This window comes from Kribbella rubisoli (assembly GCF_004217145.1).
Taxonomy (GTDB): domain Bacteria; phylum Actinomycetota; class Actinomycetes; order Propionibacteriales; family Kribbellaceae; genus Kribbella; species Kribbella rubisoli.
The window spans coordinates 359,320-374,913 of the sequence record NZ_SHKR01000015.1 but is presented as its reverse complement, the minus strand read 5'-3'; the positions used below and the strand labels follow the sequence as shown (position 1 = coordinate 374,913).

The 15,594-nt window shown below is 68.8% G+C and carries 13 protein-coding genes and 1 riboswitch; of the genes, 5 read left to right on the top strand and 8 right to left on the bottom strand.

Going from position 1 to position 15,594, the window contains the following annotated elements; translation table 11 throughout:
* Window positions 1-5: 5 nt before the first annotated feature.
* On the top strand, window positions 6-2,759 hold the full coding sequence (locus EV645_RS31205) for a helix-turn-helix transcriptional regulator (RefSeq protein WP_242000780.1): 2,754 nt from the start codon (window positions 6-8) through the stop codon (window positions 2,757-2,759).
* On the opposite strand, the gene EV645_RS31200 is transcribed toward EV645_RS31205, so the two are convergent.
* The 3 genes from EV645_RS31200 to EV645_RS31190 are packed head-to-tail and all read right to left on the bottom strand — an operon-like array spanning window position 2,756 to window position 5,507.
* Window positions 2,756-3,655, bottom strand: coding sequence for a GTP-binding protein LepA (locus tag EV645_RS31200; RefSeq protein ID WP_198681962.1), 900 nt, complete (start codon window positions 3,653-3,655; stop codon window positions 2,756-2,758). The two genes, EV645_RS31205 and EV645_RS31200, sit on opposite strands and share 4 nt — an antisense overlap.
* An 8-nt stretch (window positions 3,656-3,663) precedes the next feature.
* Window positions 3,664-4,386 carry an alpha/beta fold hydrolase gene (locus tag EV645_RS31195; RefSeq protein WP_130447630.1) on the bottom strand — a complete coding sequence of 241 codons (723 nt, stop codon included), beginning with the start codon at window positions 4,384-4,386 and terminating at the stop codon, window positions 3,664-3,666.
* Window positions 4,387-4,424: 38 nt separating this feature from the next.
* Entirely contained in the window at window positions 4,425-5,507 is a 1,083-nt protein-coding gene (locus EV645_RS31190; protein ID WP_130447629.1) for an ABC transporter permease family protein, read from the bottom strand.
* A gap of 76 nt (window positions 5,508-5,583) precedes the next feature.
* Here EV645_RS31190 and EV645_RS31185 point away from each other — a divergent pair, with 76 nt between their 5' ends.
* Window positions 5,584-6,189 carry a TetR/AcrR family transcriptional regulator gene (locus EV645_RS31185; protein ID WP_130447628.1) on the top strand — a complete coding sequence of 202 codons (606 nt, stop codon included), beginning with the start codon at window positions 5,584-5,586 and terminating at the stop codon, window positions 6,187-6,189.
* Here EV645_RS31185 and EV645_RS31180 read toward each other — a convergent pair.
* The 3 genes from EV645_RS31180 to EV645_RS31170 are packed head-to-tail and all read right to left on the bottom strand — an operon-like array spanning window position 6,172 to window position 7,957.
* Entirely contained in the window at window positions 6,172-6,864 is a 693-nt protein-coding gene (locus EV645_RS31180; RefSeq protein WP_130447627.1) for a (2Fe-2S)-binding protein, read from the bottom strand. The two genes, EV645_RS31185 and EV645_RS31180, sit on opposite strands and share 18 nt — an antisense overlap.
* Window positions 6,861-7,718 (bottom strand): CbtA family protein, encoded by an 858-nt coding sequence (locus EV645_RS31175; RefSeq protein WP_130447626.1) that lies wholly within the window; start codon window positions 7,716-7,718, stop codon window positions 6,861-6,863. The genes EV645_RS31180 and EV645_RS31175 overlap by 4 nt, the downstream gene beginning before the upstream one ends.
* 23 nt (window positions 7,719-7,741) lie before the next feature.
* Window positions 7,742-7,957: a CbtB domain-containing protein gene (locus EV645_RS31170; protein ID WP_238159688.1), complete on the bottom strand. Its 216-nt coding sequence runs from the start codon at window positions 7,955-7,957 to the stop codon at window positions 7,742-7,744.
* 40 nt (window positions 7,958-7,997) lie between these two features.
* Window positions 7,998-8,144: riboswitch (cobalamin riboswitch) on the bottom strand.
* Between the two features lie 109 nt (window positions 8,145-8,253).
* Here EV645_RS31170 and EV645_RS31165 point away from each other — a divergent pair.
* Window positions 8,254-10,539: a CehA/McbA family metallohydrolase gene (locus tag EV645_RS31165; RefSeq protein ID WP_130447625.1), complete on the top strand. Its 2,286-nt coding sequence runs from the start codon at window positions 8,254-8,256 to the stop codon at window positions 10,537-10,539.
* The gene (locus EV645_RS31160) at window positions 10,539-10,928 is read left to right on the top strand and encodes a hypothetical protein (protein WP_130447624.1); all 390 of its coding nucleotides are present in this window, start codon (window positions 10,539-10,541) and stop codon (window positions 10,926-10,928) included. Before EV645_RS31165 ends, EV645_RS31160 begins: the two co-directional genes overlap by 1 nt.
* Here the strand turns inward: EV645_RS31160 and EV645_RS31155 are convergent.
* Entirely contained in the window at window positions 10,922-11,932 is a 1,011-nt protein-coding gene (locus EV645_RS31155) for a hypothetical protein (protein ID WP_198681961.1), read from the bottom strand. The two genes, EV645_RS31160 and EV645_RS31155, sit on opposite strands and share 7 nt — an antisense overlap.
* A gap of 112 nt (window positions 11,933-12,044) precedes the next feature.
* On the opposite strand from EV645_RS31155, the gene EV645_RS31150 reads away from it, so the two are divergent.
* Window positions 12,045-12,815, top strand: a complete 771-nt coding sequence (locus EV645_RS31150) for an isocitrate lyase/PEP mutase family protein (protein ID WP_130447623.1) — start codon at window positions 12,045-12,047, stop codon at window positions 12,813-12,815.
* On the opposite strand, the gene EV645_RS31145 is transcribed toward EV645_RS31150, so the two are convergent.
* On the bottom strand, window positions 12,812-15,577 hold the full coding sequence (locus EV645_RS31145) for an AAA family ATPase (protein ID WP_130447622.1): 2,766 nt from the start codon (window positions 15,575-15,577) through the stop codon (window positions 12,812-12,814). The genes EV645_RS31150 and EV645_RS31145 overlap by 4 nt on opposite strands.
* Between the last annotated feature and the right edge of the window lie 17 nt (window positions 15,578-15,594).

Here is a 15,594-nt window from a genome sequence, read left to right as displayed (position 1 = left end):
TGCCGGTGGATCCGAGTCAGATCCTGTACGGCCGACGGAGCGAATGCACAGCGCTGGACCAGCAGATCGCCGCATTGCGCTCCGGCCGAAGCGCCGTACTGGTCCTCCGCGGCGAGGCCGGCATCGGCAAGACCGCACTGCTGGACTATGTCGCGGCGCATGCGGTCGGCTGCCGGATCGTACGGGCCGCCGGTGTCGAGTCCGAGATGGAGCTGGCGTTCGGCGGGTTGCATCAGCTCTGCTCCCCGTTCCTCGATCGTGCCGACGAGCTCCCGGAACCGCAGCGTGATGCCCTCCGGACCGCCTTCGGCCTGAGCTCCGGTACGCCGCCGGACCGCTTCCTCGTCGGCCTCGCCGTGCTCAGCCTGCTCGCCGCGGTCGCCGAGGAGAAGCCGCTCCTCTGCCTCATCGATGACGCCCAGTGGCTGGATCGAGCCTCGGCACAGACCATCGCCTTCGTCGCACGGCGTCTGCTCGCGGAGCAGGTCGGCCTGTTCTTCGGGACCCGCGGTACGGGCGCAGACAACGACCTGGCCGGGCTGCAGGAGCTCCCGATCGTCGGACTGAACGACCGCGACTCGAGAGCGCTGCTGGATTCGGTCACGCCGGGACGCGTCGACGAGCGCGTCCGCGACCAGATCGTCGCGGAGACGCACGGCAACCCGCTCGCCATCCTGGAGCTGCCGCACGGACTCACCACCGGCGAGATGCCCGCCGGTTTCGGCACCCAGGACCGCCGGTCGCTCGCCAGCCAGCTCGAGGAGGGCTTCCTGCGCCGCCTCGAGTCGCTCCCCGAAATGACTCAGCGCCTGCTGCTCATCGCCGCCGCCGAGCCGATCGGCGATGTGCTGTTGCTGTGGCGTGCGGCCGAAGGCTCGGGGATCGGCCTTCTCGCTGCCGCATCGCCCGCGGAGGCTGCGGGCCTGATCACGATCGGTGCACGAGTCCGGTTCCGCCATCCGCTCGTGCGCTCGGCTGTCTATTACCGCGCTCCGCGGACCAACCGCCGGAAGGCACACCAGGCACTGGCTGAAGCGACAGACGCTCGGACCGATCCCGACCGTCGTGCGTGGCATCTCGCGCACGCGGCCGTCGGTCCGGACGAGGACGTCGCCGCCGAGTTGGAACGGTCGGCCGATCGGGCCCAGGCACGCGGCGGGATCGCCGCGACGGCAGCCTTCCTGGAACGGGCCGCCGAGCTCACTCCGGATCCGGATCGTCGCGGCGCCCGAGCCTTCGCGGCAGCGCAAGCGAAGTACCAGGCAGGCGCATTCGACACCGCACTCGAGTTGCTCGACACGGCCGAGCTCAGCCGTCTCGGTGAACTCGAGCTGGCGCACTCCGAGCTGCTGCGCGGCCGGATCTCATTCGCCTCCCGGAGCCCTAGCGCGGCCTTGCCGTTGCTGCTCGACGCGGCAAAGCGTCTTGAGCCGGTCGACGCGAACGCTGCCCACGAGACCTATCGCGACGCGATGTACGCGGCTCTGACCGCCGGTCGCGTAGAGACCGGTGGGGTCGAAGATATCGCCGAGGCCGTCCTGGTCACACCGCCCACGCCGGATCCGGGGCGCACCGACCTGCTGTTGAACGGAGTGGCCGCGGTCGTCGCCCGCGGGTTCTCCGCCGGCGTACCGCTGTTGAAGCAGGCGCTCGTCGCGTTCGAGAACGAGAGCATCACTCCGCGGGAAGGTCTGGGCTGGTTGCCACTGGCATCCCGGATGGCGCACGACGCGTGGGAGTTCGACAGCTGGACCGCGCTGTCGGCCCGCCTGGTCGACCTCGCCCGCGAGGCCGGGGCGCTCTCGGTCCTTCCGTCCGCGCTGCTCTTACGCTTGTCGAATCGCGTGTTCGCCGGAGACATCGTCGGCGCGGACTCGTTGGCCGCCGAAGCGATGACGATCGGCGCGGCGACGGGCAGCCGGTTCCTCGCCCAGTACGGCGCGCTGGTGATCGAGCCGTGGCGAGGGCGCGAGGAGGCGACGCGCCACGCGATCGAGGCGGTGGCGCAGGCCAGAGCGCTGCGCGGTGAAGGCAAGGTGCTGACGGCAACGCAATGGGCGGCCGCCGTCCTCTACAACGGCCTGGGTCGCTTCGACGAGGCGTACGCCGCGGCCGAGCAAGGCTGTGCGCATCCGCAGGAGCTCGGGTTGTCGACCTGGTCGCTGATCGAGCTCATCGAGGCCGCCGTACGCACCGGTCGCCGAGCAAGCGCGACCGACGCGATCCAGCGACTCATCGAGTTGACCCAGCCCAGCGGTACGGCGTGGGCGCTGGGCACGTTGGCGTGTATGCGTGCCGTCGTCACGGACGGGGTCGCCGCCGAGCCGTCGTACCAGGAGGCGATCGATCGCCTCGACAAGACCGAGGTCCGCGTGATGCGCGCTCGCGCCCGGCTCCTGTACGGCGAATGGCTCGCCGGCCGCGACCGTCGTGCCGACGCGCGGGTGCAACTGAGCGCCGCGCACGAGATGTTCGACCGGATGGGAGCCGAGGCGTTCGCGCACCGGGCCGGACTCGGGCTCGATGCCGTCGGCGCGCACGTCCAAACCCGAAGGGTCGAATCTGCGCTGACGCCACAGGAAGCACAGATCGCGCACCTGGCCGCTACCGGGATGACGAATCCGGAGATCGGCGCCGAGCTCTTCCTCAGCCCGCACACGATCGACTGGCATCTGCGGAAGGTGTTCACGAAGCTCGGCATCGCGTCGCGTCGCGAGATCCGCGCCGTACTGGCGACGGGTGCGGCGAGCTCGGCCTAGCGGTCTTCGCGCGCCTTGCTCAGCTCGATTGCTTCCTGCAACGCGGCGAGGATGTAGCCGGGGATGTTCATGCCTTGCTGCTGCGCCCAGAGCAGCTCGCGCTCGACCAGGCTCATCTGCCGCACGACGTCCACGAGATCGCGGTCGAAGTCGAGCGCACGCGCGACGTCACCGAAGTCCGCGCGCTGGCGGCGGTTGTTGACGCCGACGAGCTCGAACGACCGCCGCCGCAGGACCCGCGCGAGGTGGAGCTGCCAGTCACTGAGTCCTTCGTCGCGAACCAGCGACTCGGCCGACATGCGGTAGAACGCGAAGTGGCCCGGCTCCTGCCGCCTGATCGGTGCGACGACCGTCGATGCGATCGCGTGCTCGCCCATCGTGCGCAGTCCGTCCACCAGCCGCGAGTACGCGATCACCGCGGACCGCTCGGTGGCAGCGCCCGTCAAGTAGTAGAGCAAGCGGATGACACCGAGCACGCCGGGCAGATGTGAGAGCAGTCCGGCCAGCTTGATCGGTACGCTCACCCGCGACAGCTCGCTCGGCGCCGCCGTCATCCCGATCCGGTGCTGGACCGCATCGAGCAGTACGCCGTGCTGCAGCTCCTGCGGCGACCACACGTCCTCGTAGAAGAGCCTGTCCGTTTCCGTTGCGTCAGGCATCAATGCCCGCAGCTCGAGCACGTTGCGCTCGACCTCGAACTCGACGCGGGTCAGGTAGTTGAACACGGCGCCGTACCGGCGTCGTACACCGTCGGGATCCTTGATCGTCAGGTCCGCCGACTCCGGCAGCAACGGCGGATGCTCTTCGGCGAACGCCTCGACGAACTGCCGGAGCCCGTTCCGCGAAGAGCGCCTGCGGATCGGGCTCCGGGTCGACTGGACAGTCAAGTCGGTCACAAATCCACCTAGCTACGGGCGGCCTGTTCGATGACCCGCGTGGTCGTCTTGGGATCGCTGATCAGGCCGAGGTGTCCAGCGTCGAACTCCGTGACGTCGGAGCCGGCCCGCTTGGCCATCGCCCGCTGGACGTCCGGCGGGATGATCTGGTCGCCGGTGCCGATCAGGTACCAGGACGGGATCGTCCTCCAGGCCGGCGTACCGGACTTGTCGGCCAGGCCGCCGAAGGCACCCGGTCGCTGGGTCGCGTAGACCTTCGCCTTGTCGTCGTCGTCCAGGCCGGTCGCGAACCACGTGAAGACGGTCGGCTTCTTCAGATAGAGATCTGTGGCCGGCGTCGGCGGACCGGCCGGAACGAAGTCGAACACCTGCGTGGGATCCGGGTTCGACAGGGCGGAGCCGGGCCCGGCTGCCTCAAGAGCCGTCTCGCCCTCGTCGAGCGCGAACGCGTTGACGTAGACGAGTGCCTTGACGTTCGGGAGTCCGGTGGCCGCATTGGTGATCACCGCACCGCCGTACGAGTGACCGACCAGGACGACCGGGCCGGACAACGTCTCGAGGAACGCCCGCACGGAGGCGGCATCGCCGGGCAGCGAACGCAACGGGTTCGGGATCGCCCGCACCGTGTACCCGTCGTCCTGCAGCTGATCGATGACACTCGACCAGTTCGACGCGTCCGCCCAGGCACCGTGGACCAGCACGATGGTCGGCTCGCTGATGTCACTGCTCATGAATCTCTCCTGTTCCGTCGAAGATCGCCCACTTCCCTCTAGGTCCGGACACCGCTGTCAGCTGTGACATCGCTCAACGCCTCGTACAGCGGGCTGTCCGCGAGCAGGTCGTTGCTGTGCCGGGCGTTGTGACGATGCGCGACGCGACGATGACCTTCGAGGATCGCGGCGATCCCGACGACACTCCACACACCGAGTACGACGGCGTGCTGCGCGGCACCGTGTCCGTTGAAGTAGGCAGCGCTGCGGAGCAGGTTCGCACCGGCGCCCGGCGGCATCAGCTGCCCCAACTGACCTACCACCGACGGCATCAGCTCGGGCGCCGAGCTCACTCCCGCGAACGGATTCCCGACGAAGACCATCAGGATGGCGCCGAACGCGACACCGCCCGGGCCGAGCAGCGCGGCCATACCGGCGACGAAGCTACTGGTCGCGAACAGCATCAGCGACAGTGAAGCCCAGGTCCCGATCCGGTTCCCGGGTAACGCCCCGATGTAGTCCTGCGCCACCAGATGCACGCACGCGCCGGCCATGCACGACACCACCGCCAGAGCGACGATCTCTCGCACGGCAGGCTGGAAGCCGACCAGTACGGCGACCATCACGGCGAGAATCACTCCGCCGAGCACAAGCGGCGTCATGGCGGCGGCGAAGGTCGAGCCGCGCGGATCGTCGCTCGACGTCGGCACCACGTCCTGTACTACCGAGACCGCCGCCGGTTCAGTGGTCGACGACAGCTGTCCGGCCATCGCCCCCGCGGCCGACGTCAGCAGCTGCGCGACGGCCGGGCTGGCCGCGCTGGCGGTCAGGAAGACGATGTGGCGGCTGCTCACCTCGAACGCGCCGTACACCTCACGGTGCTCGATGGCCGACCGGGCTTCGCCGTCGGTGGCATACAGGTGCAGATCGAACGCGCCCGGCCGGGCGCTGGTCAGGCCTTCGGCTGCCTTCTGTGCGGCCACTCCCGTGCCCACCACGCCCACCGGGAGGCTGCGGGCCTCGGTCCGGGACGCCGGCCAGGTGAACGCCAGGACCGCGAGACCGACGATCAGCGGTGCGATCACCGACAGGATCAGCAGCTGGCGCCACGGCGGATGGTGAACGAGCGGATTCTTGGGCACTTCTACGCCTTTCGGACTGGAGTTAGATGCTCTCACTAAACGACAACGATCGTTCTCTTTCGACTATACTCTGCTCATGCCGAGGACATCGGAGAGGTATCGCGACGCCAGGCGGGAGTACATCCTCGACGCCGCCCGCCGAGCCTTCGCGCGCAACGGGTTCCACGCGACGTCGATGCACGACCTGTTCGCGGAGGCCGGCCTGTCGTCGGGCGCGGTCTACCGCTACTTCGCCGGCAAGGACGAGGTGGTCGTCGCGATCGTGGAGGACAACATCCGGCAGATCGGGGCGATGATCCGCGCGGTCACGGAGGAGCGCGCCGACGGATCCTTCGGGGCTGCACTCGCCGCGGCGGTCGAGACCATTCAGGCCAAACACCGGGAGAACGGGCTCGCCGGTATCGGCGTACAGGCCTGGACCGAGGCGCTGCGTGATCCCCGGATCGGGGCGGCGTTCGAGGAGCTGCTTACCGGGCTACGGTCGGAGCTGGCCGAAGTCGTCGCTCACTACCAGCGGACGAACACGTTGCCGCCTGGCCCGTCGGCTGAGTCACTGGCCTCGGTGACGATCGCCATTCTGGTCGGCTATATCCAGCAGCTCGCGCTCCTCGGACCTGACGCTGTCGCCGACGTCCCGGACGCGCTGAGGGCGCTGTGGCCGTCTTCAGCGGTCGCCGGCTAGGGCGCAGTCGCCGCAGAGGGCGCCCGCGTGGTCGGGGGCGGCTCGGTAGATGAGGCAGCAGCTGCGGCGGCGGAAGGTGCCATCCGTCGTGGTGTGAGCCTCGCGGAGGGTCGGGTGTGCGAGGAGGTGGGCGGCCGTCTCGGCGGCCCGGCCAGCTAGATGAGGTGCAGCGTTGCTGAGGGCCACGGATGCGCCGTTGATCGCGGAGGCCACGTTGCCCCGGAGGATATGGTCCGAGACGGAGAACGGCTGCGTCGCCTGGTTCAGGGCGGGGACGGGACCTTCGAAGAACTCGGTGGTGAGGTCGCGTGACTTGCTTGGCGGAGCCAGCGACAGGGGGAAGGCTCCGCCCAGGACTGGTTGCCAGTAGACGGATCCCAGGTCGAGTGGTGGGACACCGGCGTCCAGGACTGAAGTCGCCAAGGCGGGTGAGACGAGCCGCGCGATCAGGCCCAGGTGGGTGATCGACGCGGCCACCCGGACCTCGACGGCCTCGGGGTCCTGACCGCCCGCGGCGGCGAGATAGGCGCGGGTGGTCATCACCCGGTCCTCGAGTACGGCGGGGTCGTCGAGCAGCTCCGACATGCTCCGCCACGGTGCGGCCGGCGCCGTACCCAAGGGGTGTTGCTCGTGCGCGAAGAACGGGCCGAGGGCAACGACCTGGTCGAGGATCATGCGTTGTGGACCGGCTCCGGGTGCTCGGTGTTTGCCTTGCGCGGCTGGAGCAAGCGTTCCGCGAGCGGACCGAAGATCAAGCCGAGAGCGCCCCACAACAGCACCTGGGCGCCGACCGAGTACAGGCGGAACGCGTACAACCGGTCCGCATCGAAGCCCGGGTAGACGATGGTGCCCTTCTCATCGGTCAGCGGCAACGGCGTCTCGGTGGCGTGCCGCCCGAACTCCTCGACGTTCGCCGCCAACTGCCCCACCGACGGCAGGACGGCCATCAGTACGCCGATGATCGCGACGTACGCCGCGATCGCGAGCAGGGTCGCGTTCCAGTTGCCGAAGCGTGGTTGGAGACGCTTGCCGAGCAGGACCGCGCCGATCAGCAGCACGATCGAACAGGCCACCATCGCGAGGTACAGGTTGCCGCGGTCGTGGATCGTGTCCTCGTGCCCGATCGACGGCGGGTTCGCCGGGTACTTGAGGAACGGCACGAAGTAGACGCCGAGGAACCCGGCGAGCGCGACCAGCATCGCCAGGTTGCGCGGGCGCAGCTTGCCGACCCGGCCGAGGCAGATCGCGTAGGCGACCGCGAACAGCGCGCCCATCGCGACACCGAACAGCACGATGCCGGCACCGGCTCCGAGGTTCGCCTGCAACGTCCGGCTGAAGATCTCGTGACCCGCGTGCTCGACCGGCAGCCCGGCCGCGTGGTCCAGCTCGTGCTGCGCGGCGTCGCGGCCGCTCTCGTAGTCGATGGCGGCCTGGATCTGGGGCTCGGCGAAGATCCGCGCGAAGACGAACGCGATCAGCCCGGCCGCTGCGCCGGCGAGTGCGCCGCGCAGGATGAGTTTCCGTTCCATGTCAGTTATCGGTCAGTTATCGGTCAGTGGCACGGGAAGCCGAGGAAGTGCCGCGCGTCGTGCACGAACTCGTGGATGTGCATGTCCTTGCCGAAGATCGAGTACGCACCCTGATCGACACCGATGAAGTAGTAGAGCGCGAACGCGACGATCGCGGTGCCGACCAGCCACATCACAGCCCGCGAGACCGGTACGACGACCGGCGTGGATACCGAGGTGGGAGCAGACAGATTGCTCACGAGTAGAGCCTCCTTCTAGGGGATCGTGCGTCCCTCATCCAATGGAGCGTCGTGACGGCGAAGTATCTGACTCACCGCTCGCTCGAGGCGACCGGCTCACAGTGGCGCGACCGTGCCGAAATCTCATCGGCTTCCTTGCGCCGTCACTACGTTGCGAGAGTACGGACGCCGTCCGAGCACGTCAATTGCGGGTTGCTCACATCACTCCCGTCGCACGGGTTTCCTGTGGAAAATGATTCCGGTCACTCGTGGTCGGGCCGTTAAGCTCGGAGGCCGGTGCACCCTGAGGAGGCCCCGTGTTCCAGCCGCTGCATGCTTCTGCGACCCGAGCTGTTGAGAAACTCCGCGATATCGGTGAACCACTACCCGACGACCTGGCCAGCCAGTTGGCCAAGCTGGCCGACGGTTCCCAGTCCTCCGCCGCGGTCGAGGACCTGCTTCGTCCATATGTCCTCGTCGACGTCTCCATCGATGAGCAAGGACTGCCGATCAGTACGCCGGGCGCCGCGCAGCCGCGCCTCGTCCAACACGGCTGGCGCAGCTTCCTGGTCCGGATCGACAACCCGCACCGGCTGGTCGGCGATCTCGCCGCGCAGTCGAACCATGTGCTCAACACTGTCGACTACCACAGCCACGCCGCGCGAATCGCGATGGCGGACACGCTGACGATCGTTCCGAGGATCAAGAGCAGTTGGCTGGAGGTCAAGCTGGCCGGGCCGACAGACGTCTCCGGCCTGGACGTCGAGTACAAGGTGATCAGCCTCTACAGCCGCGACGGCGGCAGCCAGAGCGGCGAGCTGGGGTTCGTCCTGGCCGTCGAGGAGGCCGAGCACAGCTACACCAGACCGCCGATGGCGAAGGCCTGGCGACGGATGGGGTCCGAGAATCGCCCGTACCAGGCGTCGTACGAGTTCGACTGCCTGTCTGCGCGCGACATCCGCTTCGACATCCGCGAGCCCGATGGGAGCAGTTGCGTGGCGGCGCTCACCGTTCGCGACTCCCAACGGCGCTCCTACCCGTCGAAGGGGATGCGGCTCGCGCCTGACATGTTCTTCCACGAACACGTCTACCGCGCGACCGGCGAGGTCATCACGCTCCCAATCGGTCAGTACGAGATCTCAGCCCGCCGCGGACCGGAGTACCGCGAGGTCCGCGTCGAGGTCGATCTCACGGCCGACGACGACGCGGTGACGATCGAGCTCGATCGCTGGGCCGATCCGGCACGTCACGGGTACTACTCCGGCGATCCGCACATCCACGCCGGCGGCTGCTCGCACTACAGCGTGCCGTCCGAGGGAGTGAACCCGGAGACGATGATCCGGCACGTCCGCGGCGAGGGACTGTGGATGGGCAGCGTGCTCACCTGGGGACCGTGTTACTACCACCAGAAGCAGTTCTTCAGCGGCTCGTCGATCAGCCCGCGGGCCGAGCTCGAGTGGCCGGCGATGCAGCAGGCGCAGGGCATGAACTGGGATCCGCAGGACACCGACCACGACAGCCAGAGCCTGCTCCGGTACGACCTCGAGGTGTCGGGCTTCCCGTCGAGCCACTCCGGTCACGTGATTCTGCTCGGGCTGACCGACCAGGACTATCCCGGCACGAAGATCATCGAGGACTGGCCGTCGTACAACCTGCCGGTCATGCGCTGGGGCCACGCGCAGAACGCGATGGTCGGCTATGCGCACTGCGGACTCGGCCTCTCGGTCAGCACGAGTGAGCTGCCGAACTACGTGATTCCGGGCTTCCAGTCGATCGGCTCGAACGAGATCATCGTCGACGTACCGCTCGGGGCGGCCGACTTCCAGTGCGGCGCCGAGTTCGATCCCGCCTCGGAGCTGAACATCTGGTACCACCTGCTGAACGTCGGCTACCGCACGCTGATGCTCGGCGAGACCGACTACCCCTGCATCTACGACGACGGCCCCGGCGTCGGGCGCACCTACGTCCAGCTGCCCGAGCCGCCGCAAGGTCCGCAGGCGCTGGAGTCGTGGCTCGGCGGGCTGAAGGACAGGGCGTCGTACTTCGGCGACGGCCGCAGTCACGTCTACGACTTCGCGATCGACGGCGACACGACCCGTGAGCAGACGGCGGACGCCGCGGGACCGGTCCGGGTCAGCGCGACAGTGGCGGCGTGGTTGCCCGAGGATCCGCCCGCGCTGCCGGCCGCGGGTCAACCGGCGTACAGCGCTCCGGTCGGCTGGCATCTCGAACGCTCCAGGATCGGCCGGACCCGCACCGTGCTGGTCGAGGTCCTCGTCAACGGCGTGCCGGCCGGGTCGCAGGAGCTGGTTGCTGACGGCAACGAGCAGGCGGTCGAGTTCGACGTTCCGCTGGAGCGTTCGTCCTGGGTCGCGCTGCGGATCCTGCGCAGCGTGCACACCCAGCCGATCTTCGTCGAGCTCGCGGGTCGGCCGATCCGCGCGTCCCGCCGGAGCGCGCAGTGGCTGCACGACTCGGTCGACGCGCTCTGGAAGGCGAAGTCCGGCTTCATCCGCGAGGCCGAACGAGCCGACGCACGCGAGGCGTACGACGCCGCGCAGGCCGCCTACCTGACCCGTAGCGACGAAGCCGAGGTGGACTGATGTACGGCGAACCCGCTGGCTGCTGCGGCCCGGTCGACACCAAGGCGCCGATCTCCGTCACGATCAACCCGGAGGCCCGCGTGAACGTCGCCCGGACCGCGGCCCGAGTGGAGCCTGTCGCTCCGGGGCATTGGCATCCGATCGACCTGACGATCGTCAACGACGGCTACGTCACCGGGCAACTCGTCATCGAGAGCGACCCGGTCCCTGGCGTCGAGCTCGACCTGCCACCGCACGACCTCACCGGCGAACCACGCCAAGAGGGAGCGATCCGCGTCCGCTTCGACTCCCCCGCCGTGGTGGACGTGACCCTCAACTTCCGAGCGCTAGGCGCGCTCGGCGGTCTCGCCAACCACAGTGCGATGCATCTGCTTCTGCGCAGTCAGTAGGTCTTGTAGTAGATCAGTTCGCCGGACTCGCCGGCCGCCGCGCCTTCGCTGGGGATGAACAACGTCACCACGAAGGCCGGCTGGCCGTTCGGCGCCTTCAGGTTGGTGATCGTCGGATTGGCGAACGCCGTACTGCCGCCGTTGGTCTGGATCGTCGTGCGGTCCGCGTTACCGGTCTGGTAGTCGTACACGAACGTGCGCCACGAGCCGAAGTCGCCCTTGGTGTACTGGCCCTCGATCAGCCCGAACTTGTAGCCCTGGAACGTCGTGTTGTCGCGGTCGCCGATGTTGCCGTTGACACCCCAGTAGAGCAGCGCGTTGTCGAAGTTGGGCTGGGCGGACGTGGACCATGAGTTGAAGTTGGTGAGCGTGCCGCGCTGCTGCCGATCGCGGTCGCAGTTCCACCAGTAGTGGCCGCCGATGTCGATCGTCGAGTGATCGATGTCGGGTGACAGCGTGACGCTGTAGATGTTCGGGGTGCCTTCCGCGCAGGACGAGAGCCGGCGCGGTGCGTCGTACGCGCGGCTGACATTGCCGGCCAGCAGATCCGCGCGATTGGCGAAGTACCGGAAGGCGAGGTGGTTGTTGCCGCCGCCGGGCTGCTCCTGCTCCCACGCGAGCACGAACCCGCCGTTCGACGCCTGGACGATCGTCGGCTGCGACGCGGGGCCGGTGTTGCTCCCGGCAAGCTCTCGAACCCAATGCCAGTTGAGCAGATCCGTCGAGGTCGCGAGGTTCACCCGGAAGTGACCATCGCTCGCCATGTGGTGCGAGACGGCCAGGTAGCCACCGGTCGTGTCCTGGATGATCTTGACCGTGTCCATGACATGACCGGCGTCGTCCTTCACGCCGTACCTCTGGCCGGTGGCACCGGCGACGTTCTCGACGATGCCGCGCAGCTGGGCGCGGGCCGGATCGGACGCGGCTGTCGTCGACGCCTCCGCCGGCACAACCGACGCGGTCAGTATCGTGGCAACGAGCAGTACAGGCAGAATTCTCAGCATGGGCGGTGTCCCTCGTGATGGGATTGCTGCGGATCCGTCACCAGCGACATTACGCCTGCTCTGGCTTAGTCTCGAAGTCCCTGCGGTCTCCACGTTCGAGTCTCGAGGCAACATGTCTGAACTCCAGCAGCAGTGCGAGGTACTCCGCTCACTCCATCGCCCGGGCGATCCCCTGCTCCTCCCGAACGCGTGGGACGCCGCCACAGCGAGAGCCGTGGTCGCAGCCGGCTATCCCGTGGTGGCGACCACCAGTTTCGGAGTCGCTGCCGCCCTCGGTTATGAGGACGACGAGGGCGCACCGGGCCACGAGATGCTCGCCGCGGCCGGCCGGATCGTGCGCGCTGTCGACGTACCCGTGTCGGTGGACGCCGAGGCCGGCTACCAGATGGAGCCGGCCGAACTGGTGGCCGCGCTGCACGCCGTAGGCGCCGCCGGCTGCAACCTCGAGGACTCCGACCACCGCAGCGGCGGCCTCCGCGATACCGCCGTGCAAGCGGAGTGGCTGGCCGCGATTCGCGCGTCCGCGACCGCCATCGACTACCCGCTCGTCATCAACGCCCGGATCGACGCGTTCGTCCCACCGTTCCTGGCCGGCGCCGAACTGGAAGCGTACACAGCGCTGGTACCGGAGGCGACCGGCCGGGCGAAGGCCTACCTGGACGCGGGCGTCGACTGCGTCTATCCGATCGGCCCGTGGGATTCCGACGCGTTACGTCACTTCGTCTCGGACGTCCAAGGCCCGGTGAATGTCACCCACTGGCCACAGAGCCAATCGCCGGCCGAGCTGGCGGAGCTGGGCGTGGCCCGGGTGAGCTGGGCCATTTTCCTCTACGAGGACGCGATGGCCCGGTTCGCCGACGAACTCGGCACGCTCCAGGGCTAGGCCGACTCGAGGGCGCTCATCGGCAGGTGGCCGAGCTGGTTGCGCGAGCTGATCTCGAGCTTCGCGTACACCTTCCGCAGGTGCCATTCGACCGTATGGCGGCTGATGTACAGCTCGGCGCCGATCTCCGGGTTGGACAGGCCGTCCCGGGCGAGCCGGGCGATCTGCGACTCCTGACGGGTGAGCACGCCGCGCGGCTCCTCTCCGCGCTTGCGCGCGGTCTCGCCCGAGGCGAACAGCTCTCGCCGCGCCCGCTCGGCGAACGCCTCCGCCCCGATCCGGCTGAAGATGTCGTACGCCGTCCGCAGCTGCTCGCGCGCGTCGACCCGGCGTGCCTCGCGGCGCAGCCACTCGCCGTACGCGAGACGTGCCCGGGCGAGATAGACGACCACGCGGGTCCGCTCCAGTCGCGCGATGGCCTCCCGGTAGAGGGAGTCGGCGGTCTCGCTGTCGCTCAGCATTGCTTGGGTCCAGGCCTGGACGCCGAGCGCCCAGTCGGTGCCGGCCGCGGTCGTGCGGTCCGTCAGGCGGCGCAGGGCGTCCGCGGCTTCGTCGTACGCTCCGCTGCGGCTGGCTGCTTCGATCAGCTCGACCAGGGCAAGGCCGTAGATGCCGAGGTCGTCGTACTCACAAGCCACCCGGGCATGGGACAACGCGGCGTCGTAGTGGCCGAGGGCGTTGTTCAGCACCGCGGTCGAGTACCCCTTGCCGCTGATCCCCCGTCCTTCGCCGCGCTCCATCACGTCCTCGATCGCGGCCTCGAAGGAGGCAAGAACCGCGTCGGGCCGGCCGCCGCGCCAGGCGCTGAGCATCAGCGTCGGATAGCCCACGGCGGCACCGCCGGTCGCGGCGGTGATCCCATCGCCTTCCGCGAGCAGCGTCGACGCCGCTGCGAACTCGCCGGAGTGCAGATGCACGAAGGCGCGATACCCGAGCGCCAGGGGCAGAGCGGTCAGCGCACCGGACTCGCGGCACAGGCGGACCGCCTTGGTCGCCAGGTCGTGCCACTTCGCGTCGTCCCACAGCTCGCCCGCGACGAGCCACGGTATCCAGAACCACCGCAGTACGTCGTTCTCGTCGTCTCCTTCCGCGTGCACGAACGCTTCCATCGCATGCTGCAACGGCTTCATCCCCGCGATATAGCCGTCCAGGTACAGCGTCGACAGACCGTCGAGGAGGAGATGCGCCGGCCGGTCCGGACGTCGTCCGGCAGGGCCCTTCCGCGCGGCCGCCGCGACGACCTTCGGGCCGACTCCGCGATGGATCCGGCCCACGTAGATCGTGGCTCCGAGCGCATCCAGGTAGGTCTCGCGGGCCGCCTCGGCGTCGTACGGCGCGAGCTTCTCGGCCGCGTCGAGCAACACCGGCGGCGCCTCGATACCGCGCCGTACGGCGAAGACGATCTGCGCACGGAGGCGAGCGAGCTGCGCGCGGCCGAGGCCGTCCAGCGGGGTGCTTTCCGCCATGGCCAGCAGTCGCTGCGCACCTTCCAGTGCGCCCGAGCCGACCTTGGCCTCGGCCGCAGCAAGCGCTCGTCGGCCACGACGGCCCGGGTCCGGCGTGAGCTCAGCGGCTCGCTGCAGGAATGCGGCAGCAGCGGCGATCCCGCCACGAGCCCGCGCACGTCCGGCGGAGCGCTCCAGTTCGTCGGCGACGGACTCGTCCAGACCAGGCGCCGCATGGCCGCGATGCCAGGCGCGCCGGTCGGCGTCGCGTTCGGCATCGGTCGCATCGGCCAGCGCGGCATGCACCCTCATCCGGTCCGTCGCGGACGCGGTCCGGTAGATCGCCGAGCGCACCAGCGGATGCCGGAACCGGACGTAGGCAGCAAGCTCGATCAGTCCCGCCTCCTGCGCGGGCAGCCCGGCCCCGATCCTCAGCCCGAGGATGCCCGCGGCCCGCCACAGCAACGCGACATCACCCACCGGCTCGGCCGCCGCGGTCAGCACGAACAGCCGGCTCTCCTCAGGGAGCGACTCGACCTGTCGCAGGAAGCTCCGCTCGAGCTGGTTCGCGAGCGGCGATGCATTGGGAAGCTCGAAACCGCCTGCCAACTCGGCCGGGCTCAAGCCGCGCGGAAGCTCGATCAGCGCCAGCGGGTTCCCCCGCGCCTCGGCGATCACCCGATCCCGGACCTGATCGTCCAGCCGCCCGGGCCACGCCGCGTCGAGGAGCGCCCGGGCGTCGTAATCCTTGAGCCCGCTGAGCGTCAACTCCGGAAGCCCGTCCAGTTCGCTCACCTGCCCGGACCGCCGTACGGCGAACACCATCCCGACCGACTCCGCCAACAACCGACGAGCAACGAACGCGATGGCCTGCGCGGACGCCTCGTCCAGCCACTGAGCGTCGTCGATCACGCAGAGGAGCGGCTGTTCTTCGGCCGCCTCGGAGAGCAGCCCGAGTACGGCGAGGCCGACAGCAAACCGGTCCGGCGGCGCCTCCGCACTGAGCCCGAACGCCGTCTCGAGCGCCCGACGCTGCGGGACAGGCAGCCGTTCCCGCAGCTGAAGCATCGGCGCACACAACTGATGCAGCCCCGCGTAGGCGAGCTCCATCTCATACTCGACCCCGACCGCCCGAGCGATCCGGCACCCGGTCGCGCTCTGCTGGAGATACCCGAGCAGCGCCGACTTCCCCGCTCCAGCATCCCCCCGCACAACCAGCACCTGACTCTGCCCGGACCGCACCCCGTCCACAATCCGGTCCAACACGCCACACTCATCCAGCCGACCCCGCAACCCGTACAGCGGACCAGTCGACATGACCTCGGACGCTACCG

Coding starts and splice junctions, on each gene's coding strand:
- EV645_RS31195 (WP_130447630.1), bottom strand. CDS start 4,386: ATGAGCAGTGACATCAGCGAGCCGACCATCGTGCTGGTCCACGGTGCC.
- EV645_RS31185 (WP_130447628.1), top strand. CDS start 5,584: ATGCCGAGGACATCGGAGAGGTATCGCGACGCCAGGCGGGAGTACATC.
- EV645_RS31180 (WP_130447627.1), bottom strand. CDS start 6,864: ATGATCCTCGACCAGGTCGTTGCCCTCGGCCCGTTCTTCGCGCACGAG.
- EV645_RS31175 (WP_130447626.1), bottom strand. CDS start 7,718: ATGGAACGGAAACTCATCCTGCGCGGCGCACTCGCCGGCGCAGCGGCC.
- EV645_RS31160 (WP_130447624.1), top strand. CDS start 10,539: ATGTACGGCGAACCCGCTGGCTGCTGCGGCCCGGTCGACACCAAGGCG.
- EV645_RS31155 (WP_198681961.1), bottom strand. CDS start 11,932: ATGCTGAGAATTCTGCCTGTACTGCTCGTTGCCACGATACTGACCGCG.
- EV645_RS31150 (WP_130447623.1), top strand. CDS start 12,045: ATGTCTGAACTCCAGCAGCAGTGCGAGGTACTCCGCTCACTCCATCGC.
- EV645_RS31145 (WP_130447622.1), bottom strand. CDS start 15,577: ATGTCGACTGGTCCGCTGTACGGGTTGCGGGGTCGGCTGGATGAGTGT.